Genomic DNA, 20,301 nt, shown 5'->3' with positions numbered 1-20,301 from the left:
GGGCTGCCTTTTTGATGGGTTGCCACCCGTTTTGACTTTGTGACTCAATCCGATCCGCCTGCCGGATCGCTTGGAAGGAAGAGGGCGCAACATGGCCGAGATTACCGCCTCGCTCGTCAAGGAACTGCGCGAGAAGACCGGCGCGGGCATGATGGACTGCAAGAAGGCGCTGAACGAGACGCAGGGCGACCTCGAGGGCGCCGTCGACTGGCTGCGCAAGAAGGGCCTCGCCGCCGCCGCCAAGAAGTCGGGCCGCGTCGCCGCCGAAGGTCTGGTCGCCGTCGCCACCGCCGGCACCAAGGGTGCCGTCGTCGAGGTGAACGCCGAGACCGACTTCGTCGCCCGCAACGACAAGTTCCAGGCTTTCGCCGCCAAGTGCGCCGAGCTGGCCCTGGTCACCGGTGGCGATGTCGAGGCACTGAAGGCCGCCGCCTATCCGGGCACCTCGCACACCGCCCAGGACGAACTGACCAGCCTGATCGCCACCGTCGGCGAGAACATGAACCTGCGCCGCGCCGTCACGCTGTCGGTTTCGGCCGGTGTCGTCGTCAGCTACGTCCACTCGGCCATCGCGCCGGGCCTGGGCAAGATCGGCGTTCTGGTCGCCCTGGAGTCGACCGGCGATGCCGGCAAGCTGGCCGACCTCGGCAAGCAGATCGCCATGCACATCGCCGCCGCCCGTCCGGACGCGCTGGACATCGCCGATGTCGACAGCTCGTCGCTGGAGCGTGAGCGCAGCGTGCTGGCCGAGCAGGCCCGCGCTTCGGGCAAGCCGGAGAACATCATCGAGAAGATGGTGGAAGGCCGCGTCCGCAAGTACTACGAGGAAGTCTGCCTGCTGGAGCAGACCTACGTGATCGACGGCGAGACCAAGCTCCGCAAGGTGGTTGAGAACGCCGCCAAGGACATCGGCGCCCCGGTCAAGGTCACGGGCTTCACCCGCTTCGCGCTGGGCGAAGGCATCGAGAAGGCCCAGTCGGACTTCGCCGCCGAAGTCGCCGCCGCCGCCGGCGGTCAGGGCTGAGGCCGGTAAGGTCGAACGCTTAGGTCCGCAAGCCGCATTCTGAAACAGCAAGGGAGCGTTCCCCCCATGGTCGATACCACCGGGACCACCACGCCGGCCGGGAGCGCCCGCTACAAGCGCGTTCTCCTCAAGGTGTCGGGCGAAGCGCTGATGGGTCAGCGCGACTACGGCCTGGACCCGGAGATGGTCAACCGCATCGCCAACGAGGTGAAGGCGGTCATCGGGCTCGGCGTCCAGGTCTGTCTGGTCATCGGCGGGGGGAACATCTTCCGAGGTGTGAAGGGTGCGGCGAGCGGCATGGAGCGTGCCTCGGCCGACTATATCGGCATGCTCGCCACCGTGATGAACGCGCTCTCGATGCAGAGCGCGCTCGAACGGATGGGTGTCAGCACGCGGGTGCAGTCGGCGATCCCCATGTCGACGGTCTGCGAGCCCTACATCCGGCGCCGCGCCGTCCGTCACATGGAAAAAGGCCGGGTGGTGATCTTCGCCGCCGGCACCGGCAATCCCTTCTTCACCACCGACACCGCCGCGGCGCTGCGCGCTTCGGAAATGGGCTGTGACGGTCTGCTGAAGGGGACGCAGGTCGATGGCGTCTATACCGCCGATCCGAAGAAGGATCCGGCGGCCGAGCGTTACGAACGCCTCACCTACATGGACGTCCTGACCAAGGAACTCCAGGTGATGGACGCTTCGGCAATCGCGCTGTCGCGCGAGAACCACATTCCCATTCTGGTCTTCTCGATCCACACGCCCGGCGCCTTCGCCGAAGTGATGCAGGGCCGTGGCAAGCACACCATCATAACGGAAGAAAGGGAGTAGGCCCGTGGCTGCGCCCGACCTATCGGATCTGAAGCGCCGCATGGAAGGCGCGCTTGACTCGTTTCGCAAGGAACTGGGCGGTCTCCGTACCGGCCGCGCCTCTTCCAATCTGCTGGAACCGGTGATGGTGGAGGCCTATGGCAGCCGCATGCACCTGCGCGAGGTCGCGACGGTCTCCGTTCCGGAGCCTCGCCTGATCTCGGTCCAGGTCTGGGACCGGGGCATGACCAAGGCGGTCGAGAAGGCCATCCGCGACAGCGGTCTGGGCCTGAACCCGCAGGCCGAAGGCCAGGTCATCCGCGTGCCTCTGCCGGACCTGACCCAGGAGCGCCGCGCCGAACTGGCGAAGGTCGCCCACAAGTACGCCGAGCAGTGCCGCGTCGCCATCCGCAACATCCGTCGCGATGGCATGGACGGCCTGAAGAAGGCGGAGAAGGCGAGCGAGATCACGCAGGACGAGCACAAGGTCCAGTCGGACAAGGTGCAGGTTCTGACCGACCAGCACATCAAGCTGGTCGACGATTCGCTTGCGCAAAAAGAAAAGGAAATCATGCAGGTCTGATCCGGAATGCGCGACGCGGACGACAACCGGTCCAACACGGCTCCTGGGCACGTCGCCATCATCATGGATGGCAATGGGCGTTGGGCCAAGGCGCGCGGCCTGCCGCGCACCGCCGGGCACAAGAAGGGCGTGGACGCCGTCCGCCGCACCGTGGAAGCGGCGCGCGAACTTGGCATCGGCACTCTGACGATCTTCAGCTTCTCCTCGGAGAACTGGCGCCGGCCGGAAGAGGAGATCAGCGACCTGATGGGCCTGCTGCGCTTCTATCTGCGCAGCGAGGTGGCCGAACTGCACCGCGGAGGTGTCCGCCTGCGGGTGATCGGCGACCGCACCCGCCTGTCCGAGGACATCAACCGGCTGATCGACAATGCCGAGGCGTTGACCCGCGACAACCGGACCATGACCCTGGTCGTGGCTCTCAGCTATGGTTCGCGCCTGGAGATCGTCCATGCCGCCCGGCGGCTGGCGGATGAGGTGGCCGCCGGCCGCCTCTCGCCGGAGTCCATCGACGAGGACGCGCTGTCGGCGCGGCTCTACACGTCCGACATTCCCGACCCCGACCTGATCATCCGCACCAGCGGCGAGAAGCGGATCAGCAATTTCCTGCTGTGGCAGGCGGCCTATGCCGAGCTGGTCTTCGTCGATACGCTCTGGCCCGATTTCACCAAGCGCGATCTGGAGGCGGCGATTGAAGAGTTCCACCGACGGGAACGCCGCTTCGGCGCCACCACCGCCGGGTCCCGCTGACAGCGCGGCGCCCGCCGCGGCTCCGGCCAAGCCATCCAAGACGGGCGACCTAAAGGTCCGTGTCCTGTCGGCGCTGGTCATGGCGCCGGTCGTGCTGGGCGCCGTCTGGGCCGGAGGCTGGGTGTTCCATGCCCTGATCGCCTTCGGATCGGTGATTGCCGTTTCCGAATGGACCAGCATCGTTCCCAGTGCCCGCCGGCTTCCCGCACGCTTGATGGCGACCATCGGCATCCTGGTGGCGCTGATGGTGCAGATCGTCGCCGGCCCGGCTGCAGGGTTGGGAGCGGCGGCCGCCTTCGCGGTTCTGACCGCCATCGTCGGCGGCGGCTCCGACCGCGGCCTGCTTGGCTTCGGTGTGCTGTATGTCGCGGCCGGCATGGCCGGCCTGATGTGGCTGCGCGATCTGCCCGACAGCGGGCTCTCCCTGTTCCTCTTCGTCCTCTTTGCCATCTGGGCGACCGATATCGGCGCCTACGCCGCCGGGCGCAGCATCGGCGGTCCGAAGCTGGCGCCGCGCATCAGCCCCAAGAAGACCTGGGCCGGCCTGATCGGCGGCATGGCCGCGTCCGCCCTGTTCGGCTGGCTGGTGGCGCTCGCGTTCGGGGCGGCACGTCCGGACATCGCTCTGGCGGTCGGTGCCGCCACCGCCGTGGTCGGGCAGGCGGGCGACCTGTTCGAATCGGCGGTCAAACGGCGCTACAATGTGAAGGACAGCGGCCAGCTCATCCCCGGGCATGGCGGCATCCTCGACCGCATCGATGGGCTTCTGGCCGCTGCCCCGGTGCTGGCCTTGTTCCACGCGGCCGTTGGATCGGTTCTGTCATGGTGGTGAAAGCGGATGCGCCGCGCAGCGTGACGATTCTCGGGTCGACCGGCTCGGTCGGCACGCAGACCGTCGACCTCGTCTCCCGCGATCCGGAGCGCTTTCCGGTGGAGGCGCTGACCGCCAACCGCAACGTCACCCTTCTGGCGCAACAGGCGCGGCAGCTGAATGCCCGCATGGCCGTTGTCGCCGACCCCGCCGCCTATGCCGAGTTGAAGCAGCTTCTGTCCGGCACGGGAATCGAGGTGGCCGCCGGTTCCGAGGCAGTCGCCGCCGCCGCCGAACGGCCAGCCGATTGGGTGATGGCCGCCATCGTCGGCGCCGCCGGACTGGAGCCGACCCTTGCCGCCATCCGACGCGGCGCCATCGTCGCCTTCGCCAACAAGGAGGTGCTGGTCTGTGCCGGTGCCCTGATGATGGAGGAGGTGAAGGCGCACGGTGCCACGCTTCTGCCTGTCGACAGCGAGCACTCGGCGATTTACCAGGTCTTCGATTTCGAGCGCACCGATAGCGTTTCCCGCCTGATCCTGACCGCGTCCGGCGGTCCCTTCCGCGACAAGGACCGCACCTTCATGGCGGCGGCGACGCGCGAGCAGGCGGTGGCCCATCCCACCTGGGACATGGGCGCCAAGATCTCGGTCGACAGCGCCACGATGATGAACAAGGGGCTGGAGCTGATCGAGGCCCATTTCCTGTTCGGCGTTCCGGAAGAGCGCATCGATGTGCTGGTCCACCCGCAGTCGGTCATCCATTCGCTGGTGGAATATGTCGATGGATCGGTGCTGGCGCAGCTCGGCACACCCGACATGCGCACGCCCATCGCCTATGCTCTCGGCTGGCCCGCCCGCATCGCCACCCCGGCGGAGCGGCTGGATCTGGTCAAGGCGGCGACGCTGACCTTCGAGGCGCCGGATCCCGTGCGATTCCCGGCACTTCGGCTGGCCCGGGCCGCCTTGCAAAGCGGTGGGGGCGCTCCTACTATACTCAGTGCCGCCAACGAGGTGGCCGTCCAGGCGTTTCTCGACCGCCGGATCGGCTTCCTCGACATCGAACGGATCGTCGAGGAGACGTTGACGGCGTTGCCCCACCGCCCGCTGCGCGATCTCGCCGCCGTGCGGGAGGCCGACGCGGATGCGAGGCGGGATGCCGCCGGCCGTGTTGCGGCCATCGGTGCGACGGCGGTTGGCAGCCGATGATCCGCGTTCGAGGCGCTGGAAGGCGCAAGGGTTGAAATGGACGTTATCGGCGGTTTCTGGACCTCGGTGTTGGCCTTCCTTCTGGTCCTCACCGTGCTCGTCTTCGTGCACGAGCTTGGTCACTATCTGGTCGCGCGGCGCAATGGCGTGCGGATCGAGACCTTCTCCATCGGCTTCGGGCCGGAGATCTTCGGCTTTACCGACCGTGCCGGCACGCGCTGGAAGTTCAGCGCGCTGCCGCTCGGCGGTTACGTCAAGATGTTCGGCGACGCCGATCCGGCCAGCACGCCGGGGGCGCACCTGACCGCGATGTCGGCGGAGGAGCGTGCGGTCTCCTTCCACCACAAGCGGGTGGGGCAGCGTGCGGCCATCGTCGCCGCCGGCCCGATTGCCAATTTCGTCTTTTCCATCGTCGTGCTGGCCCTGCTGTTCATGACCGCCGGCCAGTCCTTCACCCCGCCGGACGTCGGCGGCATCCAGCCCGGAAGTGCCGCGGAGCGCGCCGGCATCCAACCGGGCGACCTGATCCTGTCGGTCGACGGAACCGGCGTTCAGCGATTCGAGGAAATCCGCCAGATCGTCTCGATCCGTCCGGGCCAGCCGCTGGCGGTCGAGCTGAAGCGCGACGGCCGGGTGATGACCCTGACCGCGACGCCGGATTCGCAGACCGTCACCGACCGACTCGGCAACGCCCATCAGATCGGGTTGCTCGGGATCAGCCGCGGCAGCGTCGGAATGATGCGCCACGATCCCCTGACCGCCGTCTGGCAGGCGGGACGAGAAGTCGCAGGCATGATCACCGGCACCTTCACCGCGCTGGGCCAGATGGTCCAGGGATCGCGCGGGACGGAGGAGCTGGGCGGACCGTTGCGCATCGCCCAGATGTCGGGCGAGGTGGCCCAGTCCGGCTGGTATCCGCTGGTTTGGTTCATGACCTTCCTGTCGGTCAATCTGGGGCTGATCAACCTGTTTCCGGTCCCGATGCTCGATGGCGGACACCTGCTTTTTTACGGGATCGAAAAGCTGCTCGGCCGGCCATTGGGAGCGCGAGCGCAAGAATACGGTTTCCGAATTGGATTGGCCTTGGTATTAACGCTCATGGTCTTCGCCACGTGGAACGACCTGGTTCAGTTGCGCGTGGTCGATTTCTTCCGGGGACTGGTTTCCTAAAGCCAGCCCCTTGCCAGGGAGCGTGATTTGCCGGTGTCGAGCAAAGTTCTGGTGGCGGGCCTGCTGGCCGGCTGCGCCATGACGACGGTGTCTGTCGCCCACGCCCAAACCGCATCCTCGCCCGGACGGGCGACGGGTGCCACGGGGTCCATGGTCGCCCAGGTGTTCAGTGGCGGTACGGTGCGCGACATCCGGGTCGAAGGCACCCAGCGAATCGAGCCCTCCACGGTCCGCTCCTATCTGACGATCCAGCCGGGCGACCCGTTCGATCCCGACCGGATCGATCAGTCGTTGAAGTCGCTGTTCAACACCGGCCTGTTCGCCGACGTCGTGCTGAAGCGCGAGGGCGATGCTCTGGTCGTGACGGTGGCCGAAAACCCGATCATCAACCGCATCGCGTTCGAAGGGAACCGGCGCATCGACAAGGAGACGCTGGATAAGGAAATCCAGCTGCGTCCCCGCGTCGTCTACACGCGCACCCGTGTCCAGTCCGACGTCCAGCGCATCCAGGACATCTATCGCCGCCAGGGCCGCTTCGGCGCGACGGTCGAGCCGAAGATCATCCAGCTCGACCAGAACCGCGTCGACCTTGTGTTCGAGATCAATGAGGGCGTGCGCACCGGTGTGCGTGGCATCACCTTCATCGGCAACGAACATTTTTCGGACGGCACCCTGCGCGAGAATGTCCAGACCAAGGAATCGGCCTGGTGGCGCTTCCTGACGTCGGATGACAATTACGACCCCGACCGGCTGAGCTACGACCGCGACCTGCTGCGCCGCTTCTACCTGAAGGAAGGCTATGCCGATTTCCGCGTGGTGTCCGCGGTTGCCGAGCTGACGCCGGACAAGTCGGACTTTTTCATCACCTTCACCATCGAGGAAGGTGAGCGTTACAAATTCGGCAAGGTCGACATCAACACCTCGCTGAAGCAGCTCGATCCGGCCGTTCTGCAGAACAGCGTGCTCACCACCGAAGGCGATTGGTACAACGCCCAGAAGGTGGAAGACACCATCACGAAGCTGACGAACGCCGTCGGCGATCTGCAATACGCCTTCGTCGATGTCCGGCCGCGGATCACGCGCAACCGCGAAACCCACACGATCGACATCACCTACGAGATCAACGAAGGGCCGCGCACCTTCGTCGACCGCATCGACATCTCGGGCAACGTCCGGACGCTCGACAAGGTGATCCGCCGCGAGATGCTGCTGTCCGAAGGCGATCCCTTCAACTCCTCGAAGTTGAAGCGCTCGGAACAGCGCATCAAGGATCTTGGCTTCTTCGAGCGCGTGAACATCACGACCGCCGAGAGCAGCGCGCCCGACCGCACCGTGGTCAATGTCGACGTGGCCGAGCAGTCCACCGGTGAAATCTCCATCGGTGCCGGCTTCTCGACCTCCGACGGTCCGCTGGGTGACTTCTCGATCCGCGAGCGCAACCTCCTCGGCCGCGGTCAGGATCTGCGTCTGGGTGCGACCCTGTCGGGCCGGCGCCAGCTGTACGATATCTCCTTCACGGAGCCGTACTTCATGGACCGCGACCTGTCGGCCGGCGTCGACGTGTTCCGGACCCGCTACAATTACCAGGACGAAAGCTCGTTCAACGAGAAGAACACCGGCTTCGCCCTGCGCCTCGGCTATCCGCTGACCGAGCGTCTTCGCCAGCGCGTCTATTACCAGCTGCAGGACACGCTGATCGAGGAAGTGCCGACGACCGCGTCGAAGTACATCCAGGAGCAGCGCGGCGAACGGCTGACCTCGCTGATCGGCCAGGAACTGACCTACGACGTACGCAACAGCAAGCTGACGCCGACGGAAGGCTATTTCATCCGTCTGACCAACGACATTGCCGGCCTCGGAGGCTCGGTGCGCTTCCTGCGGAACAAGCTGGCCGGTGGATACTATCTGCCGCTCGGCGATGACCAATGGGTGCTCAGCACGACCGGTGAGATCGGGTATATCCACGGTCTCGGCAAGAAGGTGGATCTGGGCGATCGCTTCTTCATCGGCGGCGATACCCTGCGTGGCTTCAACACCGCCGGTATCGGTCCCCGCGACGTTTCGACCGGCGACGCGCTGGGCGGCACGCGCTATGCCCGTGCTTCGGTGGAGATGAGCTTCCCGTTCGGCCTGCCGGAGGAATTCGGCCTGCTCGGGCATGCCTTCACCGATGTCGGCACCCTTGGCAAGGTCGACATCAAAGATCCGAACGTGAAGGATGACGAGAGCATCCGCGTTTCCATCGGCACGGGTGTGTCGTGGAAGTCGCCGTTCGGCCCCATCCGGCTCGACGTCGCGCTGCCGATCCGCAAGGAAGGCTACGACAAGAAAGAGCTCGTCCGCTTCAGCTTCGGAACCAGGTTCTAAGATGCAATCCACGCTGTTCAAGACGCGGCTTCGCGTCGCCCTTCTGTCGGCCGTCACGGCTGCCGGTCTCGTTCTTACCGCAGGTGCTGTTCAGGCCCAGTCGGCGCCCAAGGCCGATGCCCCCAAGGCGGAAGCGCCCAAGACCGACGTGCCGGCGCCGGGTGCGGAGCTGAAGGCTCCGGTCATCGCCGTGATCGACGTGCAGAAGATCATGCAGGAGTCGAGCGCGTCGAAGGGCATCACCAAGTCCTTCGAATCGCTGCGCGACTCCTACCAGAAGGAAATCTCCACGCTGGAGGACAAGCTCCGCAAGAACGAGGACGAACTGCGCAAGCAGCAGACCGTTCTGTCGCCGGAAGCGCTCGCCACCAAGCGCCGCGACTTCGAAAAGCAGGTCGCCGACGTCCAGAAGACGGTGCAGACCCGCAAACGCGCCCTGGAGACCAGCCTGAACGAGGCGATGGCTGTCGTGCACAAGACGATGGTCGAAGTGGTCGCGGACATTTCCCGTGAGCGGGGTGCCAACCTCGTTCTGGCCCGCCAGCAGTTCGTTCTGGTTGACACCCAGCTCGATGTCACCGATGTGGTGATGGAGCGGGTGAACAAGAAGCTGCCGCAGGTTGCGCTGAACGTTCCGAAGCAGTGATGAAAATCTGACCGGGGCCGCTGCCATCCCAGTCGGGACGGCGGCGGCCCCGTTCTGTTTCCGGTTTCGGTCCTCTTCCGGGTTCGGCGTTGCGGTCGCCGCGGAAATGGGGCAAGAAGGCGGTGCAAACAGGAAGGCGCCGGTGCTCCCCATCGGGGCGGCGGTGCCCGTTCCCTGAAACGGGGAATACTGAACCCTATCGGTTGGTGGAAAGGCGGGCGGCCGGGCAATGGACGTGACGGCGGACAACAGCGCACAAAGCAACAAGATCGACGACATCGACGTCATGCGGATCATGAAGATGATTCCGCATCGCTACCCGATCCTGATGATCGACCGGGTGATCGATGTGACGCTGGGCGAAGGCGCCACCGGCGTCAAGAACGTCACGATCAACGAGCCCTTCTTCCAGGGGCACTTCCCGTCTCGCCCCGTGATGCCCGGTGTCCTGATCATCGAGGCGATGGCCCAGACATCGGCCGTTCTGGTGGTGGCCACGCTGGGTCCGGATGCCGAAGGCAAGCTGGTCTATTTCATGACCGTCGACGAGGCGCGTTTCCGCCGTCCCGTCACCCCTGGCGACACCATCCACATCCACGTCACCAAGCAGCGCCAGCGTGCCAACGTGTGGAAGTTCAAAGGCGAGGCCAAGGTCAACGGCGTCCTCGTCGCTGAAGCCGTCTATTCCGCCATGATTCTGGACGAAAAATGACCGTCACCATCCATCCGTCCGCCATCGTCGATCCCGCGGCCAAGCTGGGGGAAGGGGTCGACATCGGCCCCTTCTGCGTCGTCGGTCCCGACGTCACGCTGGGCGATGGCGTTCGGCTGGTGTCGCATGTGGCGGTCGATGGGCGCACCAGCATCGGCGCAGACACCGTCATCTACCCCTTTGCGTCCATCGGCCATCGCCCGCAGGATCTGAAATTCCATGGCGAGCCGTCGGAGCTTGTCATCGGTGCCCGCAATCAGATTCGCGAGCATGTGACGATGAACCCCGGCACCGAGGGCGGCGGCATGCTCACCCGCGTCGGCGATGACGGGCTGTTCATGATGGGTTCGCATGTGGCCCATGACTGCGTCGTCGGCGACCATGTCATTATGGCCAACAACGCCACCCTGGGCGGCCACGTCACGCTGGGCGACTATGTCATCATCGGCGGGTTGTCGGCGGTGCGCCAATTCGTGCGCATCGGCTCCCATGCCATGATCGGCGGCATGTCGGGCGTCGAGAATGACGTGATTCCCTTCGGTCTCGTGATGGGCGACCGGGCACGGCTGGCCGGCCTGAACCTGGTGGGGCTGGAGCGTCGTGGCTTCAAGAAGGACGACATCCACGCATTGCGCGCCGCCTATCGCATGCTGTTCGGTCCGGAAGGCACCTTCGCCGAACGGGTCGACGGGGTCGGCCGTGACTTCGGCGAGCGGGCGCTGATTTCGGACGTTCTGTCCTTCATCCGGGCCAAGGAAGCCCGGTCTCTCTGCCAGCCGCGCGAGAGCTGAGGCAACCGGCCGATGGCCGATACTACGCAAAGTAAAGGATCGCCGGCGGCAGGACCCAAGCTGGCGATCCTGGCCGGTGGCGGTACGCTGCCCGCCCGCATCGCCGAGGCGGTGCGTGGGCAGGGTCGCGATGTCTTCATTGTCGCCTTCGACGGTCATACCGATCCGCAAACGGTTGCGGGACTTCCGCATCTGTGGAGTCGTTTCGGCGCTGCCGGCACGATCCTGCGCCGCCTTCACGAGGAAGGCGTCGGGGAGGTCGTGCTCGCCGGACCCGTCAGGCGGCCGTCCTTCACCGAGTTGATGCCGGATTGGCGCACCGCGCGCTTTCTCGCCCGCGTCGGGACACGCGCTTTGGGCGATGACGGCCTGCTGCGGGCCGTCGTGCGCGAGGTCGAGGAGGACGGGTTCCGTGTGGTCGGTTTGCACGAACTGCTGAAGGATCTGCTGACCGTCGCAGGGCCAGTGGGCCGGCTGATGCCCGATGCCGACGCGGAGCGGGACATTGCCCGCGGGGTCGAGGTTGCCCGGGCCCTTGGCGCGCTTGATGTCGGGCAGGGTGCCGTCGTTCAGCAAGGCTTCGTCCTGGCGGTCGAGGCGATCGAAGGGACCGACGCTATGCTTGGCCGCTGCGCTGGATTGATCCGGCCGGGCCTTGGCGGCGTGTTGGTCAAGGTGAAGAAACCCAAGCAGGACCGCCGCATTGACCTGCCCACCATGGGGGTCACCACCGTGGAGCGGGCTGCGGCCTCGGGGCTGCGTGGCATTGCGGTCGAAGCCGGCGGCAGCCTGCTGGTCGACCGTGCCGCGGTGGCCGAGGCGGCAGACCGTCTCGGCCTGTTCGTCGTCGGCATCGAGATCCCGCAATGACTGCCGGTCATATGGTTGTCGCCGATGTGACTGACGATGCACCGACGCTGTTCCTGATCGCTGGCGAACCGTCCGGCGATGCGCTTGGCGCGCGGCTGATGGCGGCGGCGAAGCGGCTGACCGGCGGCAAGGTTCGCTTCGTCGGTATCGGCGGTGAGCGGATGACGGCGGAGGGGCTGGTCAGCCTCTTCCCGATGGCGGAACTGACGCTGTTCGGTATTTTCGAGCTGCTGCCGCATCTGCCGAACCTGATTCGCCGCATCGACCAGACGGTGGCTGAAATCCTGCGCATGCGTCCCGACGCGGTGGTCGGCATCGATTCGCCCGGATTCACGGTGCGCGTTGCGAAAAAGCTGCGTGCGGCCGATCCGGCAATTCCGTTGATCCATTATGTGGCTCCGACGGTCTGGGCATGGAAGCCCAAGCGTGCGGCGAAGTATGCGGCCATCTACGATCACCTTCTTGCGGTGCTTCCGTTCGAGCCACCCTATTTTGAGAAGGAGGGGCTGGCTTGCACCTTTGTCGGCCATTCGGTTGTCGAGGGTCGGGCGGGCAGGGGAGATGGGCCGGGATTCCGCCAACGCCATGGGATTGCCGCGACCGACCGTGTCGTGGCCGTGCTTCCAGGCAGCCGAAAGGGCGAAGTGTCGCGTCTGCTGCCGGATTTCCGCGCGACGCTGGACCTGCTACGTCCGTCCCATCCCGATCTGGTGGCGGTGGTGCCGACTGTGGCGACGGTGCGTGACCGTGTCGCTGTTGCCATTGCCGACTGGCCGGTCCGAACCCTTCTGGTCGAAGGGGACACCGAGAAATACGACGCCTTCGCCGCAGCGGAGGTGGCACTCGCCGCCTCGGGTACCGTGGCGTTGGAGTTGGCGCTTGCCCGGCTGCCGACAGTCATCGCCTATAGGCTCAACCCGGTGACGGTCGCGCTCTATCGGCGGCTGATCCGGGTCAAGTATGTGAACCTCGTCAACCTGATGCTCGACCGCATGCTGGTTCCGGAACTGCTGCAACAGGACTGCCGACCCGATAAACTGGCGGCCGAACTGGGGCGCCTGCTCGACGATCCGGAGGCGCGTCAGGTGCAGATCGATGGCGTCGCCGAGGTTGCCCGCTGGCTGGGGCAGGGAGATATCCCGCCGAGCGAACGGGCCGCGCGCGCCATTCTGGACGTTGTCGCAGAGCACCGCTCGATCAGGCCCCAAGAGGGCAAACCCCGAACGGGAGAACAGAGACCATGAGCGAATTCCGTCTGTTGCACACGATGCTGCGCGTGTTGGATCTGGAGAAGTCGCTGGACTTCTACACCCGCCTGCTCGGCATGAAGCTGTTGCGCCGAAATGATTTTGAAGGCGGTCGTTTCACCCTCGCCTTCGTCGGCTATGGCGAAGAGTCCGACACTGCCGTTCTGGAATTGACTCACAACTGGGATCAGAAGGAGCCGTACGAGATCGGTACCGCCTATGGCCACATCGCGCTGGGCGTACCGGACATCTACGGCACCTGCGAGAAGCTGGCGGCCGAAGGCGTGAAGATCCCGCGCCCGCCCGGCCCGATGAAGCACGGCACCACGGTGATTGCCTTCATCGAGGATCCGGACGGCTATAAGGTCGAGCTGATCGAGCGGAAGTGACCGTTCAGTACATTACCGTTTTCTGGAAAGGGCGTGGTCGGCGACGGCCGCGCCCTTTTTCGACGCGGCGGGATCATCGACAGGAAGCCGGCGGAAGCGCGTCCGGTAACTCGCCGGACTGAGCCCCAGCCTTTGCCGGAAATGGTGGCGCAGGGTGGCGGCGGAACCGAAGCCGGTCAAGGTCGCCACCTCCTCCACCGGCAGGCTGCTGCATTCCAGCACCTCGCGGGCCCGGGCCAGACGTTCGGTCAGTAGCCAGTCGCCGGGGGTGGTGCCGGTCATCGCCTGAAAACGGCGCAGGAAGGTCCGCAGGCTCATGCCCGCCCGTGACGCCATGCTCGAGAGGCTGTGGGTCTCCGCCAGCGTCTCCCGCAGATGGTCGAGCAGGGGGCCAGACGCGCCCCCTCGCGGGCTATCGGCACCGGCGTTTCGATGAACTGAGCCTGACCGCCTTCGCGGTGGGGCTGCACCACCAGACGGCGGGCGACGCTGTTCGCCGCCTCCGGGCCGAAATCGCGACGGACCAGATGCAGGCAGAGGTCGATGCCGGCCGCGCTGCCGGCGGAGGTCAGGATGTTGCCTTCATCCACATACAGCACATCGGGCACCACCCGGATGTCGGGATAGAGGTCCGCAAGCGTTGCGGCATATCGCCAGTGAGTGGTCGCCCGGCGGCCGTTCAGCAGACCGGAGGCGGCAAGAACGAAGGCTCCGGAGCAGATCGACAGGATGCGGGCGCCCCTGGAGTTCGCCTGTCGAAGGGCGGCAGTCAATGCAGTGGGAACCGGCTCCATTGCGCCGCGCCATCCGGGAATGACGATGATGTCGGCTTGGTCGAGAAGGCCGAGACCACCATCCGCCTCGACGCGGATGCCTCCCATTGCCCGCAACGGGCCGTCGTCGAGTGCCGCAACGGCGAAGCGATACCAGTCCGGTCCCAACTCCGGACGGGGCAGGCCGAACACCTCGACGGCGACACCGAACTCGAAGGTGCAGAGACCATCATAGGCGAGTGCGACCGCCAGCGGGGAAAGGGCATTTGGCATGACCTGTACGATAGCTGGCAATCGCGCCACTTTCCAGCCGAAGCCGCCACAGGGATGATTGGGTCCTCATCATTCATCGGGCGATTGCGAAGAGGACAACATGGCCAGTCTCGTCACCGAAATTCCCGCTGCTCCTTCCGAACAGGCGGAGGCGCACTTTGCCAGGCGCCTGTCCCTGGAGACCGATTGCTGGGATGTTCACGACTCATCGAAGTCCGGTGTGCCGGATTTCGTCCTGCTCGATGTCCGCGGGCCGGCAGCTTATGCGCGTGGCCATGTGCCGGGCGCCTTGAACCTGCCGCATGGCAAGATCACGGAGTGTCGGATGGCCGAGTGGCCGGAGGGAACGCTGTTCGTGGTCTATTGCGCCGGTCCCCATTGCAACGGGGCGGATCGCGCGGCTCTGCGTCTGGCGCGGATCGGGCGGCCGGTCAAACTGATGATCGGTGGCGTGACCGGCTGGATCGACGAAGGCTTCGCGCTGGAAAGCGACGGCTGACGGACTGCCTCAGACGAAGACGATCCCGGCGATCAGCGCCAGGATCAGCAGATAGACGACCAACCGGCGGACGCGCCAGCCAAGCGGCGCCCGGTTGTCGTTGGCCGGCGGGCGCAGACGCACCCGCCGGGCCGGAACGATGTACGCAGTCGGGTCCTGGGCGGCTCCGTTGGAGCCGCCCATTCCGATATGGGCTGTGGGCCGGTTAGCCACGCTCGGCCAGCGGCACGAACGGCCGCTTGACATCGCCGGTGTAGAGCTGACGCGGACGGCCGATCTTCTGCACTGGGTCCTCGATCATCTCCTTCCACTGGCTGATCCAGCCGACGGTGCGGGCCAGCGCGAACAGCACGGTGAACATGCTGGTCGGGAAGCCCATCGCCTTCAGGATGATGCCCGAATAGAAATCGACGTTCGGATAGAGCTTCTTCTCGATGAAGTACTCGTCCGACAGGGCGATCTTCTCCAGCTCCATCGCGATGTCCAGCAGCGGCTCGTCCTTGATGCCGAGCTCGCCGAGAACCTCGTGGCAGGTCTGGCGCATGACCTGGGCGCGCGGGTCGTAGTTCTTGTAGACCCGGTGGCCGAAGCCCATCAGGCGGAAGTTGTCGTTCTTGTCCTTGGCGCGGCGGACGAACTCGGGGATGCGATCCACCGAGCCGATTTCCTCCAGCATCTTCAGAACGGCTTCGTTCGCACCGCCGTGGGCCGGACCCCACAGCGAGGCGATGCCGGCGGCGATGCAGGCGAACGGGTTGGCGCCCGACGAACCGGCCAGACGGACGGTGGAGGTCGAGGCGTTCTGCTCGTGGTCGGCATGCAGGATGAAGATCTTGTCCATCGCCTTGGACAGGATCGGGTTGACCTTGAACGGCTCGCAGGGCGTGCCGAAGGTCATGTAGAGGAAGTTCTCCGCGTAGGACAGGTCGTTGCGCGGATACATGAAGGGCTGGCCGGTCGAGTACTTGTAGGCCATCGCCGCGATCGTCGGCATCTTGGCGATCAGGCGATGCGCGGCGATCTTGCGCGCGGTCGGATCGTTGATGTCCAGCGAGTCGTGGTAGAAGGCCGACAGGGCGCCGACGACGCCGCACATGATCGCCATCGGGTGGGCGTCACGGCGGAAGCCGCTGTAGAACTTGGTCAGCTGCTCGTGCACCATCGAGTGGCGGCGCAGGATGTTCTCGAACTCCGTGCGCTCGGCCGCGGTCGGCAGGTGGTTGTTGAGCAGGAGGAAGCAGACTTCCGGGAAGGTCGAATGCTCGGCCAGCTCATCGATGGCGTAGCCGCGGTGCAGCAGCACACCCTCGTCGCCGTCGATGTAGGTGATGCCCGATTCGCAGCTGCCCGTGGAGGTGAAGCCCGGATCGTAGGTGAAATAGCCGGTCTCGGCGTAGAGCTTGCGGATGTCGATCACGCTCGGCCCGACGCTGCCGTGCATGATCGGCATCGTGACCTGCTTGCCCGTCTTATTGTCGATGAGGGTAACGGTGTCCTTGCCGTCCTCAGTCTGGGTCATCTCGGCACGTCCTTATCGTTGAGGGTCGGGCTTGGTGCCCTTTTTTCGTCGGCGCAGCATAGTTCCATGGCTGCCCGATGGCAACGCACGGAAATGACCATTATGCTGCACCCGCTGCATCGCGGATGCGAGAAAGCGTCGCTTCCCGACCCAGCAGTTCGGCCACCTCGAAGATCGGCGGCGACACCGTCGACCCGGTCAGCGCGGCGCGCAGCGGCTGCGCCACCTTGCCCAGCTTTTCGCCCCGTGCCTCGGCGAAGGCGCGGACCTGGGCTTCGAGCGCGGCGGCGGTGAACTCCGGCTCGGCGGCGAAGGCGGCCGCCAGCTCCTTCAACAGGTTGCGGCCCTTTTCATCCAGCAGAGCGGTTGCTTTTTCGTCATAGCTGAGCGGCTGCGGCGCAACGTAGAAGCGTGCGCTCTGAGCCAGATCGACGACGGTGCGGGCGCGCTGCTTCAGCCCGTTCATCGCCCGCGTCAGAAGGTCGCGTTCCGCCTCGGACAGGCTGCGGCCGAGATCGGTTTCCAACCGCGGAGCGATCAGGCCGATCAGGCGGGAATCGTCGGCCAGGCGCATGTAATGGGCGTTCAGATTCTCCAGCTTGGCGAAGTCGAAACGCGACGCCGACCGGCCGATGCTCTCCAGGTTGAACCACTCGATCGACTGCTCGGTCGAGATGATCTCGTCGTCGCCATGCGACCAGCCGAGCCGCAGCAGATAGTTGCGGACCGCCTCCGGCAGATAGCCCATGTCGCGGTAGGCATCGACGCCAAGCGCGCCATGGCGCTTGGACAGCTTGGCGCCGTCCGGCCCGTGGATGAGCGGGATATGGCCGAAACGCGGCAGGTCCCAGCCCATGGAGTTGAAGATCTGGATCTGGCGGAAGGTGTTGGTCAGATGGTCGTCGCCGCGGATGACGTGGGTGACGCCCATGTCGTGGTCGTCCACCACCACCGCCAGCAGATAGGTCGGCGTGCCGTCGGCGCGCAGCAGGATCAGGTCGTCGAGCTGGGCGTTCTGCACCGTCACCTCGCCCTGAACGAGGTCGTTCAGGACGGTCTGGCCTTCCTGCGGCGCCTTCAGCCGGATCACCGGTGCCACGCCCGGAGGGGCATCGGACTCGGGACGGTCACGCCAGCGGCCATCGTAGCGCATCGGCTGGCCGGCGGCCTTCTGGGCGGCGCGCATCTCTTCCAGCTCTTCCGGGCTGCAATAGCAGCGATAGGCCTTGCCGGCGGCCAGCATCTGGTACGCGACCTCGGCATGGCGGTCCTTGCGCTCGAACTGGCTGACGACGTCGCCGTCCCAATCCAGACCCAGCCACTTCAGCCCGTCGATGATGGCGTCCACCGCCGCGTCGGTGGACCGTTGCCGGTCGGTGTCTTCGATCCGCAGCAGGAACTTGCCACCGGTGTTGCGGGCGTACAGCCAGTTGAACAGGGCGGTGCGGCCACCGCCGATGTGCAGAAAGCCGGTCGGCGACGGAGCGAAGCGGGTGACGACGGTCATCGGTCTCTCAATTTCCGGTTCGGCGCTGGTATGATGCGCCGGTGGTTCGACACCGTGGTTTAACACAGCCACCTGGCTTGGAGGCAATGCGATGCGCGCATGGACGGTCGTTGAGGGGCTCGCAGATGGCATCGCTGCGCCTGGAATCCGTTACCGGTGACGGCCGCCGGCTGGCCGGAGGAGGAAACCGACGGTCCCGCGACACTCGGCGGACGTTGGCGGCGACTGCTGGCGCGCATCGGCGGGCGACTCGTGGCGCTCGCGGAGGCGGAGGGTGAGCGCTGGGTGCTGTGGCTGCCCGTCGCTTTTGGGGCCGGTGTGTCGTTCTATTTCGGGCTGCGGCAGGAGCCCGACTGGTGGATCGGCGCGGCGGCGGTCGGCGGCTGCACGGTGCTGGTGCTGGCGCTGCGGCGATGGTTCGCCATGGCCGGCGTGGCGATGGCGCTCTTGATGCTGGCGGCGGGGTTCCTGGTGGCGCAGGCGCACACCATCCGCATGGCGGCACCGGTGCTGAGCCGCAGCATCGCCGGTGCGACCGTCACCGGCCGGGTGATGGCGGTGGAGCGGCGGCCGGGCGCGACACGGATCACCCTGCGGGACGTGAGCATCGGCAAGCTGGCGCCGGAACGGACGCCGGCCGCCGTGCGCGTCCGCCTGTCGGACCGCTTCCCGGCACCGGCGCCCGGATCGGTGGTGCGGCTGCGGGCGACGCTGCTGCCGCCGCAGGCGCCGGCCGAACCCGGTGCCTTCGACTTCCAGCGGCGGGCCTGGTTCATGGGGCTGGGCGGTACGGGCTTTGCCACCGGTGCGCCGGAACTGGTCGAGGCGCCGCCGGTGACGGGGTGGAGCACGGTCGCCGTCGCCTTCGAGAAGGCGCGCGGCGCGATTGCCGAGCGGGTGGTGGTTGCCATCGGCGATCCGGTGGAGGCGAGCGTCACCACGGCGCTGCTGAACGGCGAGGAGTTCGGCATCCCGGAAGCGACGATGGACGACTTCCGCAACAGCGGGCTGGCGCATCTGCTGTCGATCTCCGGCCTTCATGTCGGCATCGCCGCCGGCATCCTGTTCTATGTCGTGCGGGCGTTGCTGGCGGCGGTGCCCTATATCGCGCTGCGCTGGCCGATCAAGAAGATCGCGGCCCTGTTCGGCATCCTGTCGGCGCTCGCCTACACGCTGCTGGTCGGGGCGCCGCTGCCGACGGTGCGGTCGGTGCTGATGACCGGCATGGTGATGGGGGCGATCATGCTGGACCGCCACCCGCTGAGCATGCGGCTGGTCGCCTTCGCCGGGCTGGTCACCATGGCGATGGACCCGGAGGGCATGCTGGGGCCGAGCTTCCAGATGTCCTTCGCCGCTGTGGTGGCGCTGATCGCCGCTTTCGAGAAGGGCAGCGTCAGGCTGGCGGAATGGCGGCGCGATGCGGGATGGATCGTGCGCGGGTTGTTCTATGTCGGCGGGATTCTGCTGACCAGCGTGGTGGCGACGCTGGCGACCTTGCCCTTTTCGCTCTTCCATTTCCAGCAGATCGCCTTCTATGGCGTGCTGTCGAACCTGATCGCCATTCCCATCACGTCCTTCTGGGTCATGCCGTGGAGCCTGATCGCCTACGCGCTGCTGCCCTTCGGACTGGAGGCGCCGGCGCTGATCGCCATGAACTGGGGCGACCGGGCGGTGATCTGGACGGCGGAGTTCTTCGGCCGTCTCCCCTGGGCCTCGCTGACCGTGCGGGCGATGCCGGCGGACGGGTTCGCCCTGCTGGTGATGGGAGGGATCTGGCTGTGCCTGTGGACGCGGTGGTGGCGTTGGCTGGGAATGCTGCCGGTCCTGGCGGGGCTGGCCTCGCCGATGCTGGCGGTGCGGCCGGATGTGCTGGTGGCCGGCGACGGGACGGTGATGGCGGTCAGGCTGCCGGATGGGCGGCTCAGCGCGTCGGTCAAGGGCGGCGGGCGGATGACCGAAACCTGGCGGGAGCGCGATGGCGAGCGGTCGGTGGCCGATGCCTGGCCGGCCGACGGGGGATGGAGCGGGGGAGGGCGCTCGCTGGATTGCGACGCGCTTGGCTGCCTGTACCGGGTACGGGGAAAGACGGTGGCTTTGCCGCGGCTGCCGGATGCGCTGGACGAAGACTGCGGGGCGGTCGATGCGGTGGTGACGGCCGAGGTGGCGCGGCGCTGCCGGGCGGACCTGGTGGTGGACCGCTGGACCCTGCGCCATGAAGGCGCGCATGCGCTGACGGTGACCGCCGAGGGGGTGACGGTGGAGACGGTGCGCGGGCTGCGGGGAGATCGGCCCTGGACCGGAGGAAAGTGAGAGGAGCTTGGACCTCACCGATCCCATCCGCCGCGGGGACGGAGGAGAGGATCG

21 protein-coding genes are annotated in these 20,301 nt (G+C 66.2%); 16 read left to right on the top strand and 5 right to left on the bottom strand.

The genetic code is table 11. The annotated features are described in order from the left end of the window. Positions 1–91 precede the first annotated feature (91 nt). The 14 genes from tsf (at position 92) to gloA (ending at position 13,366) form a co-directional block, all read left to right on the top strand. Positions 92–1,024 (top strand): translation elongation factor Ts, encoded by a 933-nt coding sequence (tsf, locus tag ABNQ40_RS24280; RefSeq protein ID WP_109049998.1) that lies wholly within the window; start codon positions 92–94, stop codon positions 1,022–1,024. A 66-nt stretch (positions 1,025–1,090) separates the two neighbouring features. Beyond that, positions 1,091–1,846, top strand: coding sequence for a UMP kinase (pyrH, locus tag ABNQ40_RS24275; RefSeq protein ID WP_098739980.1), 756 nt, complete (start codon positions 1,091–1,093; stop codon positions 1,844–1,846). A 40-nt stretch (positions 1,847–1,886) separates the two neighbouring features. Beyond that, a complete protein-coding gene (gene frr, locus ABNQ40_RS24270; RefSeq protein WP_211099175.1) occupies positions 1,887–2,408 on the top strand; it encodes a ribosome recycling factor in 522 nt (173 codons plus the stop codon). A gap of 6 nt (positions 2,409–2,414) precedes the next feature. Beyond that, on the top strand, positions 2,415–3,155 hold the full coding sequence (locus ABNQ40_RS24265) for an isoprenyl transferase (RefSeq protein ID WP_109049997.1): 741 nt from the start codon (positions 2,415–2,417) through the stop codon (positions 3,153–3,155). Next, a complete protein-coding gene (locus ABNQ40_RS24260; RefSeq protein WP_109049996.1) occupies positions 3,097–3,987 on the top strand; it encodes a phosphatidate cytidylyltransferase in 891 nt (296 codons plus the stop codon). Before ABNQ40_RS24265 ends, ABNQ40_RS24260 begins: the two co-directional genes overlap by 59 nt. After that, positions 3,978–5,174, top strand: a complete 1,197-nt coding sequence (locus tag ABNQ40_RS24255; RefSeq protein WP_109049995.1) for a 1-deoxy-D-xylulose-5-phosphate reductoisomerase — start codon at positions 3,978–3,980, stop codon at positions 5,172–5,174. The genes ABNQ40_RS24260 and ABNQ40_RS24255 overlap by 10 nt, the downstream gene beginning before the upstream one ends. A gap of 36 nt (positions 5,175–5,210) precedes the next feature. Next, positions 5,211–6,344 carry an RIP metalloprotease RseP gene (rseP, locus tag ABNQ40_RS24250; protein ID WP_109049994.1) on the top strand — a complete coding sequence of 378 codons (1,134 nt, stop codon included), beginning with the start codon at positions 5,211–5,213 and terminating at the stop codon, positions 6,342–6,344. Positions 6,345–6,371: 27 nt separating this feature from the next. Beyond that, positions 6,372–8,711, top strand: coding sequence for an outer membrane protein assembly factor BamA (gene bamA, locus ABNQ40_RS24245; protein ID WP_199235330.1), 2,340 nt, complete (start codon positions 6,372–6,374; stop codon positions 8,709–8,711). A gap of 1 nt (position 8,712) precedes the next feature. After that, positions 8,713–9,357, top strand: a complete 645-nt coding sequence (locus tag ABNQ40_RS24240) for an OmpH family outer membrane protein (protein WP_109049993.1) — start codon at positions 8,713–8,715, stop codon at positions 9,355–9,357. Positions 9,358–9,586: 229 nt separating this feature from the next. Then, a complete protein-coding gene (gene fabZ, locus ABNQ40_RS24235) occupies positions 9,587–10,069 on the top strand; it encodes a 3-hydroxyacyl-ACP dehydratase FabZ (RefSeq protein ID WP_109049992.1) in 483 nt (160 codons plus the stop codon). Continuing rightward, positions 10,066–10,860: an acyl-ACP--UDP-N-acetylglucosamine O-acyltransferase gene (lpxA, locus tag ABNQ40_RS24230; protein WP_109049991.1), complete on the top strand. Its 795-nt coding sequence runs from the start codon at positions 10,066–10,068 to the stop codon at positions 10,858–10,860. The genes fabZ and lpxA overlap by 4 nt, the downstream gene beginning before the upstream one ends. 12 nt (positions 10,861–10,872) lie before the next feature. Beyond that, a complete protein-coding gene (locus ABNQ40_RS24225; RefSeq protein ID WP_109049990.1) occupies positions 10,873–11,730 on the top strand; it encodes an LpxI family protein in 858 nt (285 codons plus the stop codon). Positions 11,731–11,741: 11 nt separating this feature from the next. Next, the gene (lpxB, locus tag ABNQ40_RS24220; RefSeq protein ID WP_109049989.1) at positions 11,742–12,974 is read left to right on the top strand and encodes a lipid-A-disaccharide synthase; all 1,233 of its coding nucleotides are present in this window, start codon (positions 11,742–11,744) and stop codon (positions 12,972–12,974) included. Further along, the gene (gene gloA / locus ABNQ40_RS24215) at positions 12,971–13,366 is read left to right on the top strand and encodes a lactoylglutathione lyase (protein WP_098739969.1); all 396 of its coding nucleotides are present in this window, start codon (positions 12,971–12,973) and stop codon (positions 13,364–13,366) included. The genes lpxB and gloA overlap by 4 nt, the downstream gene beginning before the upstream one ends. Positions 13,367–13,378: 12 nt before the next feature. Here the strand turns inward: gloA and ABNQ40_RS24210 are convergent, their stop codons facing one another. Together ABNQ40_RS24210 and ABNQ40_RS24205 are read right to left on the bottom strand one after the other, a co-directional pair. Beyond that, the gene (locus tag ABNQ40_RS24210) at positions 13,379–13,684 is read right to left on the bottom strand and encodes a helix-turn-helix domain-containing protein (protein ID WP_348982905.1); all 306 of its coding nucleotides are present in this window, start codon (positions 13,682–13,684) and stop codon (positions 13,379–13,381) included. Further along, entirely contained in the window at positions 13,681–14,412 is a 732-nt protein-coding gene (locus ABNQ40_RS24205; RefSeq protein WP_348982904.1) for a DJ-1/PfpI family protein, read from the bottom strand. The genes ABNQ40_RS24210 and ABNQ40_RS24205 overlap by 4 nt, the downstream gene beginning before the upstream one ends. Positions 14,413–14,512: 100 nt before the next feature. Between ABNQ40_RS24205 and ABNQ40_RS24200 the strand changes: the two genes are divergently transcribed. Further along, entirely contained in the window at positions 14,513–14,911 is a 399-nt protein-coding gene (locus ABNQ40_RS24200) for a rhodanese-like domain-containing protein (protein ID WP_109049988.1), read from the top strand. 9 nt (positions 14,912–14,920) lie between these two features. Here ABNQ40_RS24200 and ABNQ40_RS24195 read toward each other — a convergent pair whose 3' ends face one another. The 3 genes from ABNQ40_RS24195 to gltX form a co-directional block, all read right to left on the bottom strand. Next, on the bottom strand, positions 14,921–15,094 hold the full coding sequence (locus ABNQ40_RS24195; RefSeq protein WP_158285584.1) for a hypothetical protein: 174 nt from the start codon (positions 15,092–15,094) through the stop codon (positions 14,921–14,923). 22 nt (positions 15,095–15,116) lie between these two features. Then, positions 15,117–16,430: a citrate synthase gene (gltA, locus tag ABNQ40_RS24190; protein ID WP_376959136.1), complete on the bottom strand. Its 1,314-nt coding sequence runs from the start codon at positions 16,428–16,430 to the stop codon at positions 15,117–15,119. A 100-nt stretch (positions 16,431–16,530) separates the two neighbouring features. Then, positions 16,531–17,937 (bottom strand): glutamate--tRNA ligase, encoded by a 1,407-nt coding sequence (gene gltX / locus ABNQ40_RS24185; protein ID WP_109051715.1) that lies wholly within the window; start codon positions 17,935–17,937, stop codon positions 16,531–16,533. A 156-nt stretch (positions 17,938–18,093) separates the two neighbouring features. On the opposite strand from gltX, the gene ABNQ40_RS24180 reads away from it, so the two are divergent. After that, complete coding sequence (locus ABNQ40_RS24180; RefSeq protein WP_109051716.1) at positions 18,094–20,247, top strand: ComEC/Rec2 family competence protein; 2,154 nt, start codon at positions 18,094–18,096, stop codon at positions 20,245–20,247. The last annotated feature ends 54 nt before the right edge of the window (positions 20,248–20,301 follow it).

The organism is Azospirillum sp. A23, assembly GCF_042938965.1.
GTDB classification, from domain to species: Bacteria; Pseudomonadota; Alphaproteobacteria; order Azospirillales; family Azospirillaceae; genus Azospirillum; species Azospirillum melinis.
The sequence above is the reverse complement of the archived record's forward strand: the minus strand, read 5'-3'. Positions and strand labels throughout refer to the sequence as shown.